At 62.8% G+C, this 19,115-nt stretch carries 14 protein-coding genes and 1 pseudogene; 5 read left to right on the plus strand and 10 right to left on the minus strand.

Annotated features, from left to right (window positions below):
- Window positions 1-22: 22 nt before the first annotated feature.
- Complete coding sequence (locus tag AC1RR3_RS29850; RefSeq protein ID WP_492827381.1) at window positions 23-730, minus strand: hypothetical protein; 708 nt, start codon at window positions 728-730, stop codon at window positions 23-25.
- Between the two features lie 240 nt (window positions 731-970).
- A pseudogene (locus AC1RR3_RS29855) lies at window positions 971-1,438 on the minus strand (lytic transglycosylase domain-containing protein); the annotation flags it as partial.
- A gap of 288 nt (window positions 1,439-1,726) precedes the next feature.
- Between AC1RR3_RS29855 and AC1RR3_RS29860 the strand changes: the two are divergent.
- Both AC1RR3_RS29860 and AC1RR3_RS29865 read left to right on the plus strand, forming a co-directional pair.
- Entirely contained in the window at window positions 1,727-2,707 is a 981-nt protein-coding gene (locus AC1RR3_RS29860) for an ornithine cyclodeaminase family protein (RefSeq protein ID WP_492827383.1), read from the plus strand.
- Between the two features lie 45 nt (window positions 2,708-2,752).
- Complete coding sequence (locus AC1RR3_RS29865; protein ID WP_492827385.1) at window positions 2,753-3,760, plus strand: Bug family tripartite tricarboxylate transporter substrate binding protein; 1,008 nt, start codon at window positions 2,753-2,755, stop codon at window positions 3,758-3,760.
- A gap of 12 nt (window positions 3,761-3,772) precedes the next feature.
- Here the strand turns inward: AC1RR3_RS29865 and AC1RR3_RS29870 are convergent, their stop codons facing one another.
- The 4 genes from AC1RR3_RS29870 to AC1RR3_RS29885 form a co-directional block, all read right to left on the minus strand.
- Window positions 3,773-4,288 (minus strand): ParB N-terminal domain-containing protein, encoded by a 516-nt coding sequence (locus tag AC1RR3_RS29870; RefSeq protein ID WP_492827387.1) that lies wholly within the window; start codon window positions 4,286-4,288, stop codon window positions 3,773-3,775.
- A 232-nt stretch (window positions 4,289-4,520) separates the two neighbouring features.
- Window positions 4,521-5,150 (minus strand): hypothetical protein, encoded by a 630-nt coding sequence (locus tag AC1RR3_RS29875; RefSeq protein WP_492827388.1) that lies wholly within the window; start codon window positions 5,148-5,150, stop codon window positions 4,521-4,523.
- A 183-nt stretch (window positions 5,151-5,333) separates the two neighbouring features.
- A complete protein-coding gene (locus AC1RR3_RS29880; RefSeq protein WP_492827390.1) occupies window positions 5,334-6,734 on the minus strand; it encodes a KAP family P-loop NTPase fold protein in 1,401 nt (466 codons plus the stop codon).
- Between the two features lie 261 nt (window positions 6,735-6,995).
- Complete coding sequence (locus tag AC1RR3_RS29885; RefSeq protein WP_492827392.1) at window positions 6,996-10,763, minus strand: vitamin B12-dependent ribonucleotide reductase; 3,768 nt, start codon at window positions 10,761-10,763, stop codon at window positions 6,996-6,998.
- 760 nt (window positions 10,764-11,523) lie between these two features.
- Between AC1RR3_RS29885 and AC1RR3_RS29890 the strand changes: the two genes are divergently transcribed.
- Together AC1RR3_RS29890 and AC1RR3_RS29895 are read left to right on the plus strand one after the other, a co-directional pair.
- Window positions 11,524-12,420, plus strand: a complete 897-nt coding sequence (locus AC1RR3_RS29890; protein ID WP_492827394.1) for a DMT family transporter — start codon at window positions 11,524-11,526, stop codon at window positions 12,418-12,420.
- Between the two features lie 78 nt (window positions 12,421-12,498).
- Window positions 12,499-13,671, plus strand: coding sequence for a tetratricopeptide repeat protein (locus AC1RR3_RS29895; RefSeq protein ID WP_492827396.1), 1,173 nt, complete (start codon window positions 12,499-12,501; stop codon window positions 13,669-13,671).
- Between the two features lies 1 nt (window position 13,672).
- Here AC1RR3_RS29895 and AC1RR3_RS29900 read toward each other — a convergent pair whose 3' ends face one another.
- The 3 genes from AC1RR3_RS29900 to AC1RR3_RS29910 all read right to left on the minus strand — a co-directional run bounded on the left by AC1RR3_RS29900 (window position 13,673) and on the right by AC1RR3_RS29910 (window position 17,181).
- A complete protein-coding gene (locus AC1RR3_RS29900; RefSeq protein WP_492827398.1) occupies window positions 13,673-15,928 on the minus strand; it encodes a CHASE3 domain-containing protein in 2,256 nt (751 codons plus the stop codon).
- The gene (locus AC1RR3_RS29905; RefSeq protein WP_492827400.1) at window positions 15,925-16,347 is read right to left on the minus strand and encodes a response regulator; all 423 of its coding nucleotides are present in this window, start codon (window positions 16,345-16,347) and stop codon (window positions 15,925-15,927) included. The genes AC1RR3_RS29900 and AC1RR3_RS29905 overlap by 4 nt, the downstream gene beginning before the upstream one ends.
- Window positions 16,348-16,593: 246 nt before the next feature.
- Window positions 16,594-17,181, minus strand: a complete 588-nt coding sequence (locus tag AC1RR3_RS29910; RefSeq protein ID WP_492827401.1) for a BA14K family protein — start codon at window positions 17,179-17,181, stop codon at window positions 16,594-16,596.
- 234 nt (window positions 17,182-17,415) lie between these two features.
- Between AC1RR3_RS29910 and AC1RR3_RS29915 the strand changes: the two genes are divergently transcribed.
- The gene (locus AC1RR3_RS29915) at window positions 17,416-17,823 is read left to right on the plus strand and encodes an NADH:ubiquinone oxidoreductase subunit NDUFA12 (RefSeq protein ID WP_492827403.1); all 408 of its coding nucleotides are present in this window, start codon (window positions 17,416-17,418) and stop codon (window positions 17,821-17,823) included.
- A gap of 519 nt (window positions 17,824-18,342) precedes the next feature.
- Here the strand turns inward: AC1RR3_RS29915 and AC1RR3_RS29920 are convergent.
- Complete coding sequence (locus tag AC1RR3_RS29920; RefSeq protein WP_492827405.1) at window positions 18,343-19,029, minus strand: DJ-1/PfpI family protein; 687 nt, start codon at window positions 19,027-19,029, stop codon at window positions 18,343-18,345.
- Window positions 19,030-19,115 lie beyond the last annotated feature (86 nt).

Here is a 19,115-nt window from a genome sequence, read left to right on the forward strand (position 1 = left end):
GATGGCGGCCTGCAGCGCGACGCTAACGTTTGCGTGGCGATGCAGATTGCTCCAGTTGAGGGTCATCCATGTATTCCTCCGCCAAGGCCCCATCCAGCACGCCGCGAAATTGCCCTGACCGGTAGAACTGGCGAGCTTTGGCTGTCTTCAATCGCTTCAGAAGATGCATCGTATCTTCCAGAACGTTGGAGACCACCACCTCCTCGCAAACCCAGATCGCCGGAACCGGCTCGAAATCGCCGGACCTTCTGCATTGAAATGGGGATGTGAGCTGACTGGCCGTATCGATCAATCCGTCGCACGATTTTGACCGGGGAGCCGATTGGCATTGCCGCAACTGCTGGACGAGGATCGGGCAAAGCTGCCTTGCGGGACACTCGCCTTCGCGGTCCCAGGTTCGATCGGAAAACGCTACTTTCAATCCGGCGAGTGATTGCCTTGCCCGGATTTCGATGTGCCCCGGAACGTTCCCGGGAGAGAAAAACCAGTTGAAGAAACATTGAGGGTCGCCTCGAGCGACCGAAACATGGGCGGTCTTCGCGGTCCAGGGGACGAGCCAAGCGGCGGCCTGCTGAAACGGAAAGAACGGATTTTCGGGCGTCCAGATGATCTCGAGGTCGGTCGGCTCGCTCAGTCCCGCAAGCTGAATGCGCTTGTAGAGATGTCCGTTCATTGGAAAGAAAAGGCTGTCCTGGGTCGGCGTCGTCCGGCTGCGATCCGGCTCGGGCATATAGGGTTGCTCGATCGGACAGTCCGGGACCGGGACCAGGTCCGTCCCCCGCATCAGGGCCTGGCCGCTCGCGCCTGACACGGCCGTGCATACGAGCAGGACCGCCCCCAGGAGGGATCGAAGCGTCCTCACTGCGGGGACGCACTTGAGAAAGCGAGGCGATGCCATCCAGCGTTGGTATCGCCCAGAGATTGCGGAATCCATAAGGGCGTTCTTCGAATTGAAGAGGCTGTCGCGACGCTAATCGCCGTCATCCGCCGCCAGCCGCAAAAACTGCCGCTTCATCGCGTTGACCCTGGCAAGATAGCCTGCGACGAGATGATCGCCGCAGCGCTCGTCGGCGATCATCTGAAACTTGCGGCGCGCATAGGCCGTGGCGGGACCGGCGCCGCAGAGATGGATGAAGGTGGCCAGATCCTGCTTCTGCTCGCGGCTTGCCTTCACGTCACCCGCGCGGGCGAGTGTGTCGGCCACATTGCGATCCAGATACACCGATGCCAGCTCGATGGCGTGGCTCGGGATCGCGCGGACGTAAAGGTTGGTGAAGCCGCAGCCGGTCTCCGTGACCGCGTTCCCGCGGACGCAGAACCGCGCGGCGTCGGCGAAAGCCGGATCGGTCATCTGGTAAAGGCCGACGGCGCTGGAGGCGGGCCGGTAGATCGCGAGCGGATTGAGGCTCAACCGCCAGCGCCAGTAGGTGCGCGCCACCATCCAGGCTACGGGGATCACTTGCGAGCGATCGGAATCGCCAAGTCGCAGGACGGGTCGAGCGGCTCCATGACGTTTTGTCGCGGCGCGGGCGTGGCTAAAAAAACGTCGCGGCGCTCAAATTCCCTTCAGAAGTGCCCGCATTTCATGAGATTTCAGGACCCGATTGCCTAGAAGGCAGCATTGAATTTTTATCTGAATACAGGAATAGTTGGACATGGATCAGATGCGTGCGGCGATGGCAGTTGCGATAGATTGGTTGAGCGGGTTCGCTGCGAAGGCGGTGCCATGACGCTGAAGCTTGCGGATGATGAGCTGCTGTATCTGTCGCAGGCGGATGTCGTCGCATGCGATGCGCAGGTCGGCGAGTTGGAGGCCGCACTCCGGCATGCCTTCCTTCGCCGCGCGGAAGGCGGGGTCTGGTCGCATCCCAAGGTCACGATCAGCGCAGGCGGGGCCAACATCTTCCGCGGCAAAGGCGCGGTGATGGATCGCCCGGGCTATGCGGCTTTCAAATGGTTCGGCTATTTCCCCGGCAACAGCAATGGCGTGCCGGACTTCATGCCGCTGATCGTTCTCAACGAGATCGAGACCGGACGGCCGGTGGCCATCATGGACGGTGTCTGGATTTCGGCGATCCGCACCGCGCTCATCTCGCTCGTCGCGGCGCGCACCATGGCGCGCGCCGATGCGGGCACGATCGGTTTTCTGGCGTGCGGCGCCCAGGCGCGAAGCCATCTCGATGTGTTTGCCGCGGCGTTTCCCTTGTTGACCAAGGTCGTTGCGTTCAGTCGCCGCCTCGAAACGGCCGAGGCATTCGCCGCCAAAGCCCGCGAGAAAGGCCTGCAGGCGCGCGCCGTGTCCGATCCGCGCGCGGCGATCGAAGGCTGTGACATCGTCATCAGCTCTGTTCCGCATGGTTCGCCGACCAATCGACAACTCGACGCCAACTGGGTCGAGCCGGGCACCTTCGTCTCGTCGGTGGATCTCGGCTTCGGCTGGCGACGCGACAGTCTTGCCGCCTTCGATCGCACCGTGACCGACGACCGCGAGCAGAGCACCGCCGGTCCAAAGGGAATCCTGAATTACGACGGACCGTTCGCCGGCGATATCGCCGATCTCGTGTCCGGTCGCATCGCCGGGCGCACCACGCGCGACGAGCGCAATGCATTGATCTTTTCGGGCGCGGGCCTCGCGGATGTCGCGGCCGCGGCTTTCATCTATGAAGCGGCACGCGCCAAGGGGATCGGCACGAGATTGCCGCGTTGAACGGGTTTTGACGCGTGTCTCACGCGTGACGGAATGGAGCACAGGATGAGCAAGACATCGTCGCCTGGACAGAAGACCATGATCGGCCGCCGGCGGTTCATGGGGCTTGTCGGTGGCTCCGCAGCGCTCTTGGCCGCGCCGCGGATCGCGTCGGCGCAGGCCTATCCTGACAAGCCGGTGCGCGCCATCGTCACGTTCGCGCCCGGCGGCACCGCCGATGTCTATGCGCGCCTGGCCTGCCAGTATCTGTCGGAAAAGCTTGGACAGCGCTTCGTGGTGGAGAACATTGCGGGGGCGACCGGCAACCGCGGAACAGTCCAGGCTGCGCGGTCAGAGCCTGATGGCTACACGATCCTGTTCGCGTTGAGCACGCATGCGGTCAACGCGTCGGTCTTCGCTAACATTCCATATGATCCGATCGCGGATTTCGTCGCCATCAACCTGTCGGTCTCCTCGACGCATGTGGTCTCCGCCAATCCCTCGATCCCAGTCAAGGATGCGAAGGAATTGGTGGCTTACCTGAAAGCGCGGTCCAATCAGAATTACGCGCATGGCGGCGTCGGGACCCAGGCGCATCTTCTCGCGGAGCGCTTCAGGGTGACGCAGAAGCTCGATATCGTCGGCGTGCCGTTTCCAGGCGCAGGCCCTGCGGTTCAGGCCGTGGTCGGCAACCATGTGCCGATCGGGTGGACCACCATGGCCTCCGCCGGACCGATGATTGCGGGGCGGCAACTCAACGCGCTCGCGGTCACCGGCAAGACCCGCTCGAAACTGCTGCCGGATGTTCCGACCATGATCGAGCAGGGCTTCCCGGAGATCCAGGGTGACACCTGGGTCGGCGTCATGGCGCCGAAGGGGACGCCGGACAGCGTGGTCGGGACCATCAACTCGGCGATCAGCGAATTCCTGCAACAGCCGGCGGCGCAGCAGCGCCTTGCCGAGGTCGGCTTCGACGTCGTGAACAAGGGCCCGGCCGACTTCTCCCGCATCCTGGTCGAAGAGACCGGATTCTGGAAAAAGATCGTGGACGAGACGGGCGTGAAGGTCGAGTAGGTTTTCGACCCATCAATAGCGTTCGCCGCTGCCCTTTTGCTGATTGATCCAGGCCGACAATGATTTCGGCGCCGATTTCGCGGCCCGGCCCGGTGATGCCTTCGCATTGTCGCGGACGCCTTTCGCCGAACGGGCGCGCGACGCTTCCGTTGCGCCAGCGCCCCTCAAGGCAGACGTCGATGCCTCTGCGGCTTCCTTCTCCAGGCGCAGCTGCTTCAATCGCGCCATCTTGATGCGCTCTGCCTCGACCTCGGGTCGCTCGGCGAGCAGCGGCTTGGGTTGAGCAAGCTCGGCCGGCACCAGGACGCCGAGTATGGTCGTCTCGCCGAGCGCCTTGCAGGCCTCTAACCGATGCAGTCCCTCGACCAGAACGAGGCGGTCTCCGTCGAGCCTGATGGAAATAGGCTCCTGCTGTCCGATGTCCAGCATACTTTCCGCGATCTCCGCGACGCTCTCGGGCCTGAGGGTCTTCTTCAGCTTCGTGGGAACGAAGATTTTCTCGATCGGGAAGCTTTCCGGTTTGGGCATAAGTTGACTCCGCTGCTACCGGGGCCGTCGGAAACCATGCCGGTGATAGTCGGAGTTTAGGAGGGAAGGGCTCGACCGCAAAGGAAATTTCGGCGGCGGGGTGTTGATGAGCACCGAAGCTGGAACAAATTTGCGATTGCGGCGACAGTGCACTTAATTGACGCCGCCCACCAAACGCGAGCGGAATCCGCGGATCAGTCGGACGGAGCGACTGAATCTAGCACGTGTTTGATCAACTCGTTCCGTCGATGCAGCTGTTGTGACGGTCGAGCAAGACAGCTCCGCCGCTTTCTTCGAATGCAAGGTCCGGCGAAGTGATAAGCGCAAATTGGCAAGTGCGTTGACGACGATAGGTATCGGTGTAGTCGATATGCCCGTACAGCAGGACTGTTCCTTCTCCGCGTCTTGCTCGCTCTAGCCATTCAACGGTTTCCGCCGTGAGCGACAAGGACATTGGGGTTGTCTGTCTTGGGATCAGCATTATTTTTGATGCTGGTCCGACCCGGGGAAGATCTTTGAAATCGAAGTGTTTCGAGACTTCTATTCTGCCAGGGCCGTACATTGAATTATGGATAGTTGTTGCGTCAAAAGCGGGCGTCTGGCCTCCATTGGTGAGTTCTAGAATCAACAAGCGCCTTTGCAGGTCAAATTTGTACGATGTTATTCCGACGTAGGCAGTCAGCGCCCTCTCGTTTGTCTCTTTTGCAAGGTTAAATTGTCCCAGTGCGACAATTAGAGCGAGGCTGGAAATCGCCGGTCCGAGTGTGGACACCCACTTTAGAAAGCGCTCCTCTCCAAGTGAGGAAATCAGGGCCGTAACTGTTGCGGACATCAAGACAACACAGGCTATCAAGATCTGCATTGGGTTTTCGCCTCCCTTCTCCCGAGGTTAAACGCTCGCGTCGTCCCAAATGCGCAACGGAGGAGCATCGCTTGCCTTGCTTGGTCCGCCCCTAACTTGGACGGCCAAACTGTCTTTGCTTCGCGATTAAGGAAGGGTATTGCTTCGCTCCGCCCATCCTAGGGGCTATACGCATTGCTCGCCTCAAGATGGACGAGGCGACAGGCGACCTGCGCTTCGTACGATCTCCGGATATTGTCGTATGACTGACATTGGAGCAGTACCAGTCGCATATTGATTCCCGTGTGCAATCGCAAACTCGTCAGACAATCGTTGAACGACCCATCGTGCATGTATGGCCGTTACATTGACATTGATGTCGTGAAGGCCTCTGTCCGACTGATTTATGAACTCAGCAGCCAACGAACCCGCAGAGACGAGCTCAGGCGGTCGACCGAAGTCAGGCGAACCAAAACGTACAGTCCAAGTTTCGGTTCCACCCAGTTTCTGAGCGAGTCGAACGAGCGCAGCAGCAAAATTGTGGCCATCCAGTGGTAATGCGTATCTCTGCTGATGAGCTACTGCTATCGGAAATAAGACACTCATCTCCAACTTGAGGCGGTTATCCCAAACAGTTACTACGCTACGCAGTATATCGTAGACTTGTTCAATGTCTCGAAGAGACAACCCGAAGAAATCAAATCCGTCACTCAAGTAGGCAGCCAAGCCGACAGCGGGTGGTAGCGAAATTTTTTCCAAATTCAGGCGCGTCTGCAAAAAGAGATTCTCAAGAAAGCCTTTCTTGGATGCGCGTTCGAAATAGTATGTGCGATCAAAGAAGCGCGAGAGATAGCCTTGGCTGTTGAAACCTCCACCGTACACGGCACCAACGGAATGGCTGAGCTGTGTAGTATCAGTTGCGACTACAAAGACTACCTGGTCAATTTCGAAGAGGTGCTTCATCCTCTCCAGCATGGCTATGGCGAATGGGGGGCGGCACCGATCCAGTTCATCAACGAAAACAAACAGTGGTAAGCTCTGTCCTTTGGAGGCGGCCTCTTTGAGAAAGTCATCTAGACTTTCTCTGAATCGAGCAATTGTTCTCCTTCCCTCGCGGAAATTTGCCAGAAGTGCCTTGCCTTGCTCATCGACAATGTCACCAAGGCGTTTCGCCAAATCTTCTCCCGCTTTTGCTGAATCGGGTGGCAAGTTAGTTGACAGGATCGTGCCTATCTCTTCGAGGCCGTCGCCAATAAGTTTCTTTGCGACTTGGACCGTTGCTCCTTTGGCTACCGCTATTGCGATGGCGGCGCCGGTTCTCTTAGCTTCGTTCCATCGATCCCGAGCGCGCTGCTCGCGCTCGACGAGAGGTGCAACGGCTCGATCAATGGCATCCATTACAGAAAGTAGAGGATCATCCGCATGATCGTCGTGCCAAGCGTTTACTTCCGCAACGAGATATTTGTCATCTCGTAGCATTCTCGCGAACCGAGAAAGGAAGAATGATTTCCCCTGACCCCATTGTGCGTCAATGTTCAGTACGTACGAGACTGGGCGCTTTGCTTCAGCGCGTTCAGCAACGCGGTTCAAGAGAAAAGATTTCAAGAATCGAGCGTCATCGGCTCGCCGAAGTAGGTCATCCGCCCAAGTCTCACAAGTTTCGTGTACAACTGTCATGCCAATGAAGCGGTCCGTTCGACAGCGAGAGCGGGGTCTGCACTTGCTCTTGACTGGACGTGAACTTGTTACGCGTATTTTAGCGGGCACTCGCCTCGGTTGTAAATAGAAGGGGGCGATCTAGCGATCGCCCCCTTCCTTGTAGTCAAGCTATTGTGGAGAGGACCGCATGCGGCACGTTTTATCGCCTCACGAACACCCCGTCGTGCTTCCGCAAGTATCGCACTTCATGCAGGTGCCATTCCGCACCAGCGTGAAGTTGCCGCACTCGCTGCACATCTCGCCTTCGTAGCCCTTGGCCTTGGCTTCCGCGCGGCGCTCGGCCTTGCTGGGAGCCGCGACGGTCGCTGCGCTGCCGGCCTTGCTCCACTGGAGGGCTTCCAGCTTCTCGGTGGGGGAGAGGTCGTGGGCCACTTCCTGCTTCAGCGCGACCGCGCCTTCCAGGACGTCGCCGGCACGGCCTGCGCCGTGGCCGGCGAGGGCGGTGACCTTGCTGCCGCCGGAGGGCGCGCTGTCGTTGCCTTGCGCGACCGCAGCCGAGCCGCCGCGCATCACGAACAGATTGTCGGTGCGGGAGCGGGTGAGGCCGCGCGAGACCAGGCGGGTGGCCTGGTGGTTCTGCTCGTCCGGCTCCTTGCCTTCCTCGACGCCCTTGCCGAGCGCGTCGAAGTTCGACTCGGTCGGATCGACATGGGCGAGGTCGAAGCGCGACATGTAGCTGACCGCGAGCTCGCGGAAGACGTAGTCGAGGATCGAGGTCGCGTATTTGATGCTGTCGTTGCCCTGCACGGGGCCCGCCGGCTCGAAGCGGGTGAAGGTGAAGGCGTCGACATATTCCTCGAGCGGCACGCCGTATTGCAGACCGAGGGAGACCGCGATTGCAAAATTGTTGATGAAGGAGCGGAGCGCTGCGCCTTCCTTGTGCATGTCGATGAATATCTCGCCGAGACGGCCGTCGTCGTATTCGCCGGTGCGCAAGTAGACCTTGTGGCCGCCGACGACCGCCTTCTGGGTGTAGCCCTTGCGACGATCCGGCATCTTCTCGCGCTCGCGCATCACGATGATGCGCTCGACCAGCTTCTCGACGATCTTCTCCGAGACCTGGGTGGCACGCGCGGCCATCGGCTTCTCGTAGAGGCTCTCGACCGCATCGTCCTCGTCGTCGTCATCGCTGATGAGCTGCGAGTTGAGCGGCTGGCTGAGCTTCGAGCCGTCGCGATAGAGCGCGTTGGCCTTCAGAGCCAGCTTCCACGACAGCATGTAGGCGGACTTGCAGTCCTCCACCGTGGCGTCGTTCGGCATGTTGATGGTCTTGGAGATCGCACCCGAGATGAAGGGCTGGGCTGCCGCCATCATGCGGATGTGGCTCTCGACCGACAGATAGCGCTTGCCGATCTTGCCGCAGGGATTGGCGCAGTCGAACACCGGATAGTGCTCGGCCTTGAGGTGCGGAGCACCTTCCACCGTCATCGCGCCGCAGATGTGGACGTTGGCCGCCTCGATCTCGCGTTTTGTAAATCCGACCGCCTGGAGGAGGTCGAAGCCGGGGGCCGCGATCGCCTCGGCACCGATGCCGAGCTGGTCGCGGATGAAATCCTCGCCAAAGGTCCACTTGTTGAAGGCGAACTTGATGTCGAAGGCAGTCGGAAGCGCCTTCTCGACCTTGGCGATGGCTTCATCGGTGAAGCCCTTGGACTTCAGCGTCGAGGCGTTGATGCCGGGGGCGTTGGAGAGCGAGCCGTGGCCGACGGCGTAGGCCTCGATCTCCGCGATATCAGCTTCGCGATAGCCGAGCGCGCGCAGCGCTGCGGGGACCGCGCGGTTGATGATCTTGAAGTAGCCGCCGCCGGCGAGCTTCTTGAATTTCACCAGCGCGAAGTCAGGCTCGATGCCGGTGGTGTCGCAATCCATGACGAGGCCGATCGTGCCCGTGGGCGCGATGACAGTGGTCTGGGCGTTGCGATAGCCGTGCTGCTCGCCGAGCTCGAGCGCCGCATCCCAGGCGGCCTGCGCATGGCTGACGAGGTCGACTTGCGGGCAGGCGACGAGGTCCATCGGCACCGGGTTGACGCTGAGCGCCTCGTAGCCGTTGGACTGGCCGTGGGCGGCGCGGCGGTGGTTGCGGATCACGCGCAGCATGTGCGCGGCGTTCTTCTTGTAGCCGGGGAAGGTGCCGAGCTCGGACGCCATCTCGGCCGAGGTCTTGTAGGTGATGCCGGTCATGATCGCGGTCAGGGCGCCGGCGATCGCACGGCCTTCCTTGCTGTCGTAAGGAAGACCCATGGTCATCAAGAGGCCGCCGATATTGGCGTAGCCGAGGCCGAGCGTGCGGAACTCGTAGGAGAGCTCGGCGATCGCGCGGGACGGGAACTGCGCCATCATGACTGAAATTTCCAGCACGATGGTCCAGAGCCGGCAGAGATGCTCGTAGCCCTCGACGTCGAAGCGCTTGGAGGGGATGTCGTAGAACGTCAGCAGGTTCGCGGAGGCGAGGTTGCACGCCGTGTCGTCCAGGAACATGTATTCCGAGCACGGATTGGAGGCGCGGATGTCGCCGGACGCCTTGCAGGTGTGCCAGTCGTTCATGGTGGTGTTGAAGTGCAGGCCGGGGTCGGCCGACGCCCAGGCGGCGTAGCCGATTTTTTCCCAGAGGTCGCGCGCCTTCAGCGTCTTGGTGATCTTCTTGGTGGTGCGACCCACCAGATTCCAGTCGCCGTCGGTTTCGACAGCGCGCAGGAAATCGTCCTTCAGCGAGACCGAGTTGTTGGAGTTCTGGCCTGAGACCGTGAGATAGGCTTCCGAATCCCAGTCGGTGTCATAGACGTCGAACTGGATGTCCTTGTAGCCCTGCTTGGCAAACTGGATGACGCGCTTGATGTAATTGTCAGGCACGAGGCTGCGGCGCGCGAGCTTGATCTCGCGGCGGAGGGCAGGGTTCTTCTCGGGGTCGAAGCAATCGTCGCCCGAGCCTTCGCAATTGACGCAGGCCTTCAGCACCGCCTTGAGGTGCTTCTGGTTGATCTTGGAGCCGGTGACGAGAGCCGCGACCTTCTGCTCCTCCTTCACCTTCCAGTCGATATAGGTCTCGATATCGGGGTGATCGACGTCGACGACGACCATCTTGGCCGCGCGGCGCGTGGTGCCGCCCGACTTGATCGCGCCCGCAGCGCGGTCGCCGATCTTGAGGAAGCTCATCAGGCCGCTCGAGCGGCCGCCGCCGGAGAGCTTTTCGCCTTCGCCGCGCAGGCGCGAGAAGTTGGAGCCGGTGCCGGAGCCATACTTGAACAGGCGGGCTTCGCGGACCCAGAGGTCCATGATGCCGCCTTCGTTGACGAGGTCGTCACCGACGCCCTGGATGAAGCAGGCGTGCGGCTGCGGGTGCTCGTAGGAGGATTTCGACCGGGTCAGCTTGCCGGTGAAGGGGTCGACGTAATAGTGGCCCTGGCCGGGGCCGTCGATGCCATAGGCCCAGTGCAGGCCGGTGTTGAACCATTGCGGCGAGTTCGGCGCGACCATCTGCATGGTCAGCATGTAGCGGAGCTCGTCGTAGAAGGTCTGGGCGTCCGCGTCGGAGGTGAAGTAGCCACCCTTCCAGCCCCAATAGGTCCAGCAGCCGGCGAGGCGGTCGAACACCTGCTTGGCGCTGAGCTCGCTGACATAGCGCTCCTTCTCGGGCAGGAGGCTAAGGGCTTCGGTGTCGGGCACGGAGCGCCACAGGAAGGAGGGGACGGACTCCTCCTCGACCTTCTTCAGGCGCGCGGCGACGCCGGCCTTGCGGAAATACTTCTGGGCGAGCACGTCGGAGGCGACTTGCGACCATTCGGTCGGCACCTCGACGTTCTCAAGCTTGAACACGACCGAGCCGTCGGGATTCCTGATCTCCGACGTGGTCAGCCGGAAATCGATCCCGGCGTAAGGTGACTGTCCCGAAGTGGTGTGGCGCCGCTCAATCCGCATGGTCTTGCCCCGTCCTTTGATGCCGGACTGCCTCCGCTGGGGCGCCCGGGCCGCTATTTCATTTCGCGAATCCGTCCGGCCCAAATGGCCTGGAAAGCTTCGCAGTTCAGCCGGTGGTTCCGGCCCTGTTTTTCCCGGGGATGTCGGGTGCGAGCACCTCTCATCCGCCGGCATGCCTGGCCACATCCGCCCCCAAGGGGATGAGACCGACATGCGTTCAAACGCCCCACAACGACACAACGTCTACCGATGCCATCCGAGCCTGTTGCCGGCCCGTTCTGGCGCCCGAAAAGTCCGCTTCCACAGGGCAGACAAGCCCTCATCCCGCTGCCTTCGTCTGGCTTGGCGGAGTGCAGTTTTGCGGACCCTTTGGGGGAGTGCCGGCGGGACGCAAACTCACTCGCGCCGAACGGACCGGAAGCTAGGACTCTCCAAAGCGCCCGTCAAGAACTAGTGCGAGTTCCTGAATCAAATACTAAATATGGTGGACAGTGGGGGATAACAGGGGGCAAGCCCGCGCCTGTTGTGGAGGCAAGTATCAGTGAGTCCTCAGGGATTCCCAACTGAAAAAATTTGCATCCCGTGATGTTCCGGAGGCTTCCTCCCGCTCTTCACAGGGCAGGTATATTTTTGGGCAACGGGGTTGCGGAGGTGGGACTCACGTAGGGCTACGGACGGTGAGGGCAGGCATGCCCGCTGAGGTGGTGGTGGAGCCCGCGAATCCGCGCCAAGCTGGGCTTCCTTTTGCCGGACTACCCACATGCTTGATTCGACCCGCCGGGATGCGCGAGCGCGCATCGCCCCGGCCGGCTTGATGTTCCTCGCGATCACCTCGATCGGCTGGGGCTTCAACTGGCCGGTGACGAAGTTCCTGATCGCCGAGCTGCCGCCGCTGACGCTGCGCGGGGTGACCGGGGTGCTCGGGGCGATGCTGCTGGCGGCGCTTGCGCTGGTCCGTGGCGACAGCCTGAAGGTGGCCAGGGAGATCTGGCCGCGGCTGCTGATCGCCGCCGTCCTCAACGTCACCGGCTGGATGGTGCTGATGGGGCTGGCGCTGCTCTGGCTGCCGGCCAGCGAAGCGGCGCTGATCGCCTACACCATGCCGGTCTGGGCCGCGCTGATCGCCTGGCCGGTGCTGGGCGAGCGGCCGACCTTGCTGCGCACGCTGGGGCTGGCGATGGCCTTTGTCGGGCTTGGCTCGATCATGGGCGGCAACGGCTTTGCCGCCAGCGAGGCGAAGCTGCCGGGGATCATCATGGCGCTGGTCGGCGCGGCCGGCTTTGCGCTCGGCACGGTGCTCTTGAAGAAATACCCGATCCATCTGCCGCCGGTCACGGCTGCGGCCTGGCAGATCGGCGCCGGCTGCCTGCCGGTCGCCATCGCCGGCCTGCTGCTCGAAACTTCCCACCTCGAGCTGGTGACGCCGGTCGGCTGGGCCTTGCTGGTCTATTCGACCGTGGTGCAGTTCTGCATCGCCTATCTCAGCTGGTTCGCCGCGCTCTCGCGCCTGCCGGCCTCGGTCGCGGCGATCGGCACCATGGCGGTGCCGGTGATCGGCGTCGTCGCCTCGGCGATTGCGCTCGGCGAGCCGCTGGGGCCGGGGCAGATCGCGTCGCTGATCTTCACGCTGGCCGCGGTGGTGCTGGCGACGCGGTGAGGCGGATGCTCTTGCGCAGAACCGTGCTAAATCCTTAGATCGGTTCCGAAAGACGTCACCTCGGTTGAGAGGCAAGTGATGAGAGTTGTCGCGTTGGCGGTGTTGGTCGGCCTAGTCCCGTCGCTCGGGTCGGCGCAGTCCGACCCGGACCGGGCTGCCTGCAATGCCTCGAACGACAGCCCGGAAGCGGTCGTGATTTCAGCCTGTACGCGGCTGATCGAGGCCGGCGTCGCGAGCCAGGATGAGCGTGCGGCCTTTCTTTACAATCGCGGGGCTGCGCATTGGCGCAATAGAGAATACGATGCGGCTATCGCCGACGAGGACGCCGCAATCGGGATCAATCCTGACTTTGCCGATGCCTATATGCGACGTGCTGCGGCCTATCTCGGTAAGGGCGACTACGATCGCTCCATCACCGACAGCACCAAAGCCATCAAGATCGATCCGCGGAATTTTCGCGCCTACGTCAATCGGGGTATCGCCCGTGAGAGAAAGGGCGATCCACGCGGTGCGATTGTCGATACGTCCCGCGCGATCGAACTCAACCCCGAATTCATAGCCGCTTACGTCGCACGGGAGGCTGAGCTCCGTCTCATCGGTGACACCGGCAACGCGTCGGCCGATCTCGCGGCGGCGCTCCGGATCGCGCCGGACGGCGGATTCGACGGGTACCGGGTTCGCGCGCTGGCCTACATGAGCAAGAAGGACTATGTCCACGCTATCGCTGACATCGATCACTGGATCGATATCAATCCAGCCAGCGCGTTCGCCTATGAGCTTCGCGCTGAGATCGACTTGAGTCAGGACAACACCGACCGCGCGATTGTCGACGCCAGCAAAGCGCTCGAGATCAATGCAAACCTTTCGTATGCTTTGAGACTCCGTGGCGCAGCCCATCTGCGCAAGCACGACCTTGACGCTGCAATCGCCGACTTCAGCGCCAGCATCGCGATCGTTCCGACGAGCGCTTACGTCTACGGTCTTCGCGGCCGCGCTTACGCGTTCAAGGATGATCAAGACCGGGCTATTGCCGACTTCACGAAGCAAATAGAGATCGCTCCTGCGAACGAGCAGGCCTATCGGGCGCGCGCCGCGGCCTACGAGAAGAAACAGGACGTCGATGCTGCAAGCGCCGACTACGCCAAGGCGAAGGCCCTGGCGGGTGTGCTCGGGCCTGGGTCGCTCTCACCAGAGGTTGCGAGGGCATTCGAGAAGAGGCGGCAGCCGCCGCCTCAAAGCACCCCGCAATAGCCTAGCTCGCCATCCCGCCGCCGCCCAGCGCCTTTCTGATCATTTCCGCGAGCTGGTTTCTCCGATACGGCTTCGTCAGCAGCAGCACGCCGTCGTCGAGCTTGCCGTGATGGACGATGGCGTTGTCGGTGTAGCCGGAGGTGTAGAGCACCTTCAGACCGGGGCGGCGCTTTGCCACTTCCTCGGCGAGCTCGCGCCCGCTCATGCCGCCGGGGATGACGACGTCGGTGAACAAGAGATCGAACGCCTGGCCGGCCTCGATCAATTGCAGCGCGGCCTGGCTGTCGGGCGCGGCAATGGTCTTGTAGCCGAGGCTCTGGAGCTGCGCGGTGACGAAGTTGCGCACCAGCGGATCGTCCTCGACCACGAAGATGGTCTCGGCGCCGCCTTCGGCCTGCGGCGCGACGGTTGCGGCCGCCTCCGTGGTGCCTTCGCCCGGCGGCAGATAGAGCTTGATCGTGGTGCCGTGGCCTTCCTCGCTGTAGATCTTGATGTGGCCGCCGGACTGCTTGACGAAGCCGTAGACCATGGAGAGGCCGAGGCCTGATCCCTTGCCGACCTCCTTGGTGGTGAAGAAAGGCTCGAACGCCTTCTGCTGGATATCGGCCGACATGCCGGTGCCGGTGTCGCTGACCGCGAGCATCACGTAAGCGCCGGGCCGCACCTCCGCATTGGCCTGCGCATAGGCTTCATCCAGCACGACGTGGTGGGTCTCGAGCAGCAGCTTGCCGCCGTTCGGCATGGCGTCGCGGGCGTTGATCGCCATGTTGAGCACGGCATTGGTGAGCCGGGACGGATCGATATGCGCCGTCATCGGCCCCTGTTCCAGCACGGTGTCGATCTGGATCTGCTCGCCGAGGGTGGGGCGCAGCAGTTTTGCGAGATCCGTAATCGCGGCGTTGATCTCGACATCGCGCGGCTGCAGCGGCTGCCTGCGCGCAAAGGCGAGCAGGTGCTGGATCAGCTCGGCGCAGCGCTCGGCCGCATCGTCGATCAGGCGCGCCACGCGCTGGAGCTCGGGCTGCTGCTTCAGGCTCGCCACCAGCGTCTCCGTGTTGCCGGAGATGACGGTCAGCATGTTGTTGAAGTCGTGCGCGACGCCGCCGGTCAGCTTGCCGATCGCATCGAGCTTCTGCGACTGGTGCAGCTGCCGCTCGGTCTCGCGCGAGGTGGTGGCATCGTGATAGACCAGCACGGCGCCCGAGATCTCGCCTTGGCCGTCACGCATCGGCCGGCCGCTGATCATGAGATGGCGCACCAGACCGCCGCCGTGCGGGCGGACGATCATCTCCAGATCCTCGAACGGCTCGCCGCGCAGCACGCGCGCCGACGGCAGCTCCTCGGCCTTCATCGGCATGACGCCGTCGCCGTGAAAGACGTCCGACAGCGCGCGCAGATTGCGCAGGTTCATGCCGGTGCGATGCAGCAGCATGCGCTCGGCGGCCGGATTGGACAGCAGGACCGTTCCCTCGGCATCGATGACCAGCACCGCCTCCGCCATGCTGCGAAAGGTGCTCTGGAGCACATTGATCGAGAGGCGCAGCTCGTCATGCGCGGTGACGAGGTGCTCGGTGCGCTCGGCGACCGCGACCTCGAGCTGCTCCTTGGCGGCCGTGGTCTCCAGCAGCGTGCTCTCGAGCGCCACCTGGGTGCGCTGGCTCTCGCGCATCACCATCACGACCAGCAGCAGGATCACCAGCGCGCCGGCGACGTCGATGCCGAGCAGCACGATGCCGGTGCGACGCGAATCCTGCGAGCGCGCGGCGAGCAACCGTTCTTCCTCTGCGCTCAGTTGGTCGAGATTGGCCATCACCGTGTCCATCAGGCCGCGGCCCTCGCCCTTGCCCTGGAGCGAGGCAATGCCGGCCTGGTCGTTCGCATTGCGCAGGCGGATCGCTTCAGCGGCGATCTCGACCCGGCGCAGCGCCAGCGGCTCGGTGCCCTCCAGCAATGCGACCTGATCGGGGTTGTCGTGTACGCCGCGCTTGAGGTCGGCGAGGGCCGGCGCGATCTGGGCGTGCACCGCCTGGAACTCGTCGCTGAAGCTCGCATTGCGGTAGATCTCGTAGCCGCGCGCGGCGCTCTCGGCGCGGCGCAACAGCACGCGCAGATCGGAGATCTTCTTCTGCACCTGGATGGTATGGTTGACCCAGGCCGTATCGGACCGCGACTTGACGTCGAGGCCGATCGAGGCGGCGGTGATGATCAGGAGGATGGCAAGTCCAGCACCGAGAATGACGCGCTGCGTGGGGATCAAGGGGCTTCTTTCTTGTCCTTCGGCAGTGCGTTCTCGCCCGTACCGGCGAGGCATTCCCGGATCGTGGTCAGCAGCGCTTCCGGCGTGAAGGGTTTGCGCAGGCAGCGCGCCGCACCGAGCTCCAGCGCCATGCGCAGGAAATCGGGAGTGGGCGAGGCGGACGAGGCGAAGGCATAGCCGGACATGGCGATCAGCGGGATCGCGGGCGCGCGCTCGTGAAAGATGCGGATGGATTCGAAGCCGCGCATATGCGGCATGAAGATGTCGACCAGCATTACCTCAAACGTCTGCGCTTCCAGCGCAGCCAGCCCCGTTTCACCGCCATCGGCCAGCGTGACGTCGAAGCCCTGACGTTGGAGGAGGACCTCGATGGTCGCGCCGACCATCGGATCGTCATCTACCACGAGGATACGCGGCATGACATTTCCCAGTACATCGAAGTCCCCGCATTGGTGATATCCGCGAATCGTGTGTCGGGTCAATTTTGGATTGGATCAGGGTAGATATGCACGGTGCGGTGAATAAAGGTCCGTTTGCATCGACTTGTACACAAGGTCGCGGGTGGCGAGGTGCACGCGAAACAGGTGAGGGGCACGGCGCACGGCGCACGTGAAAAAGGCGCCGCATCGCTGCGACGCCTTTTCCGCTAAACGTTGTCGATATGATTACGGGCAGGGGTGCCGCAGGCCGTCATTGCCGAGATACGTGCCCGATGCCGGATCGTAGGACCGGAAGCGCTGGACGCAATATCCGGTGGCATCGCCGCCGCCATCCGGGACCACCGCGACTGATGGCTCGTCATAGTAGCTGTCGTCGCCATAGTAGTATGGGTCGTTGTAATAGCCGCCGCCGTAATAGGCGTAGGAGCCTAGACCGCCGATCGCGGCACCCGCCGCGACGCCGGGCCAGAAGCCGCCACCGTGACGACGCCAGCCGCCGCCGTGCCAATTGCCGCCGCCGCCATGCCAGTTGTTACCTGCGGCTGCGAAGCTGCGGCCACCGCCGCCGCTGAAGGACGGCGCGGCGTTGGGACGCATCGCCGCTCCGGCCGCGAAATGACCGCCGCCACCGCCGAATCCGCCACCGCCCATCCGGGCGCCACCGCCACCGCCGAAGTGAGCACCGCCACCTCCGCCGAAATGGCCGCCGCCACCGCCGCCATGACCGCCACGGCCTTGTGCGAAGCTCGGTGTCGCCAGCGGAAGCACCAGCGCCAGTGCGGCCGCAGCGCTCAAAACTCGAAGACTGTTCATGGTCAAACTCCTTTTCCAGGGAGCAAACCCTTTGAAAGGGTGGTGGTTCCTGGGTTCACGCGGCTGTGCGCGTGCAAGGAGCAGATTTTCACGCGGTCGCTGTACCCGGCATGAACGGATCGCGCCGGCTTTGCGGCGAGGCACACGTTTGCGTGGGGCACAGCCGCACCCGGCGAACTGGACATTTCGCCGCCCGGATGGCATCAGGGCCAAACGAAGCAGGGCCCTTGCCGCATGAAACAGTTCTTCCTGAAGTTTTTCACCTGGTGGAGTGGCCAGACCTTTGGCACCCAGCTCTGGACCAAGCGGTACGGCGAGCTGGTCGGCCAGGACGATCAGGGCAACCTCTACTATCGCACCCGCGGCGGGGCGATCGATCCGGCACTCGGTTTCGAGCGGCGCTGGGTGATCTATAACGGCTACGCCGAAGCGAGCCGCATTCCCGCGGGTTGGCACGGCTGGATGCACCATGTCGTCGATGTGCCGCCGACGGATGAAAACTACCAGCCGCGCGAATGGCAGAAGCCGCACCAGCCGAATCCGACCGGCACGCCCAACGCGTACCGTCCTTCGGGCTCGACGCTCGCAAGCGGCAAGCGTCCCAAGGCGACCGGCGACTACCAGCCCTGGACCCCCGGCTAGGCTTCCGACCTCCGGTGAATCGTCATCGTCGGATTGGATGCACCCGCATCCGCCTTACGCCGCTGTGGACAACGGGAACAGCGGAGATGCCGCTTGCGCGGTCGTTGCGCTGACGCGGGCGATGCGGCTCAATGATCCCATCTTACGGAGATGGGAGACCATCGCGTTCGGTTCGGGCAACAGCTCGCGACTGTCCCGAAATGCAGCGGCCGCCGACCAGGACTCGATCGGGAGATAGGCCCCCGGTCTGGAAGTTCCGAAATCGCCCGATGAAATGTGCAGCCGCCGTGAGACAGGAAAGGCCGCTTGGGAAACCGGGCGGCCTTTTTCTTTTGGGGGCTTGTGGGTGTCTCGTGCCCCGGACGCAGCGCAGCGCTTCCCTGGCGATGCGAAGCATCGTCCAGTCAGCGGTGCGCTGCAGAGCCGGGGCCCATGCTACAGCGATCTGTCTGTTCCTGGGTCCCGGCTCTGCGCAGCAGCGTTGCACGCTGCAGCGCGTCCGGGACACGAGAGTGCGCGCTAGTTCACCCGCTCCGCCGCGCGCTTCACGGCCTCGAGCCGCCGCGCCTGGTTTTGCGCGCCGCGCTCTCTCAGCATCGCCAGCACCTCGGCCGGTGCCGTATCGGGCGAGCCTGAGTTGAACGGCGGTGCCGGGTTGTATTCCATCTGGAGCTGGATCGCTTCCGCCGTGGTGCGGTCGCGCAGGATCGACACCAGTGTCAGCGCGAAGTCGATCCCGGCGGTGACGCCGCCGCCGGTGACGCGATTACGGTCGATGCAGACGCGGGTCTTGGTCGGCGTCGCGCCGAACTGGCTCAGCATCTCCATCGCGCTCCAATGGGTGGCGGCGCGATAGCCCTTCAACAGGCCGGCGGCGCCGAGCGCCAGCGATCCCGTGCAGACCGAGGTGACATATTTGGCGCCTTCGGCCTGCCGGCGCAGAAAGTCGAGCACCTCTTCGTCGTTGAGCAGGTCGTTGGTGCCGTTGCCGCCGGGCACGCAGATCACGTCAAGTTGCGGGCAGTCGGCGAACGTCGTGGTCGGCGTCAGCGCCATCACGGAATCGCTCGGCACCGGCTCGATCCGCTTCCAGATCAAATGCAGTTTTGCGTCGGGCAGCATGGCGAACACCTGCAACGGGCCGGTGAAGTCGAGCTGGGTGACGCGCGGAAACACCAAAAGACCGATCTGGAGTGGTGCCGACATGAGAACCTCCAACGAAGAGCTTGACGGGCGCAGACTGGCATGATGCCCTCCAGTCCAAAATGGCGTAATTCCCTCACTTTCGGACA

The organism is Bradyrhizobium sp. GW821-FHT13H05, from assembly GCF_058804065.1.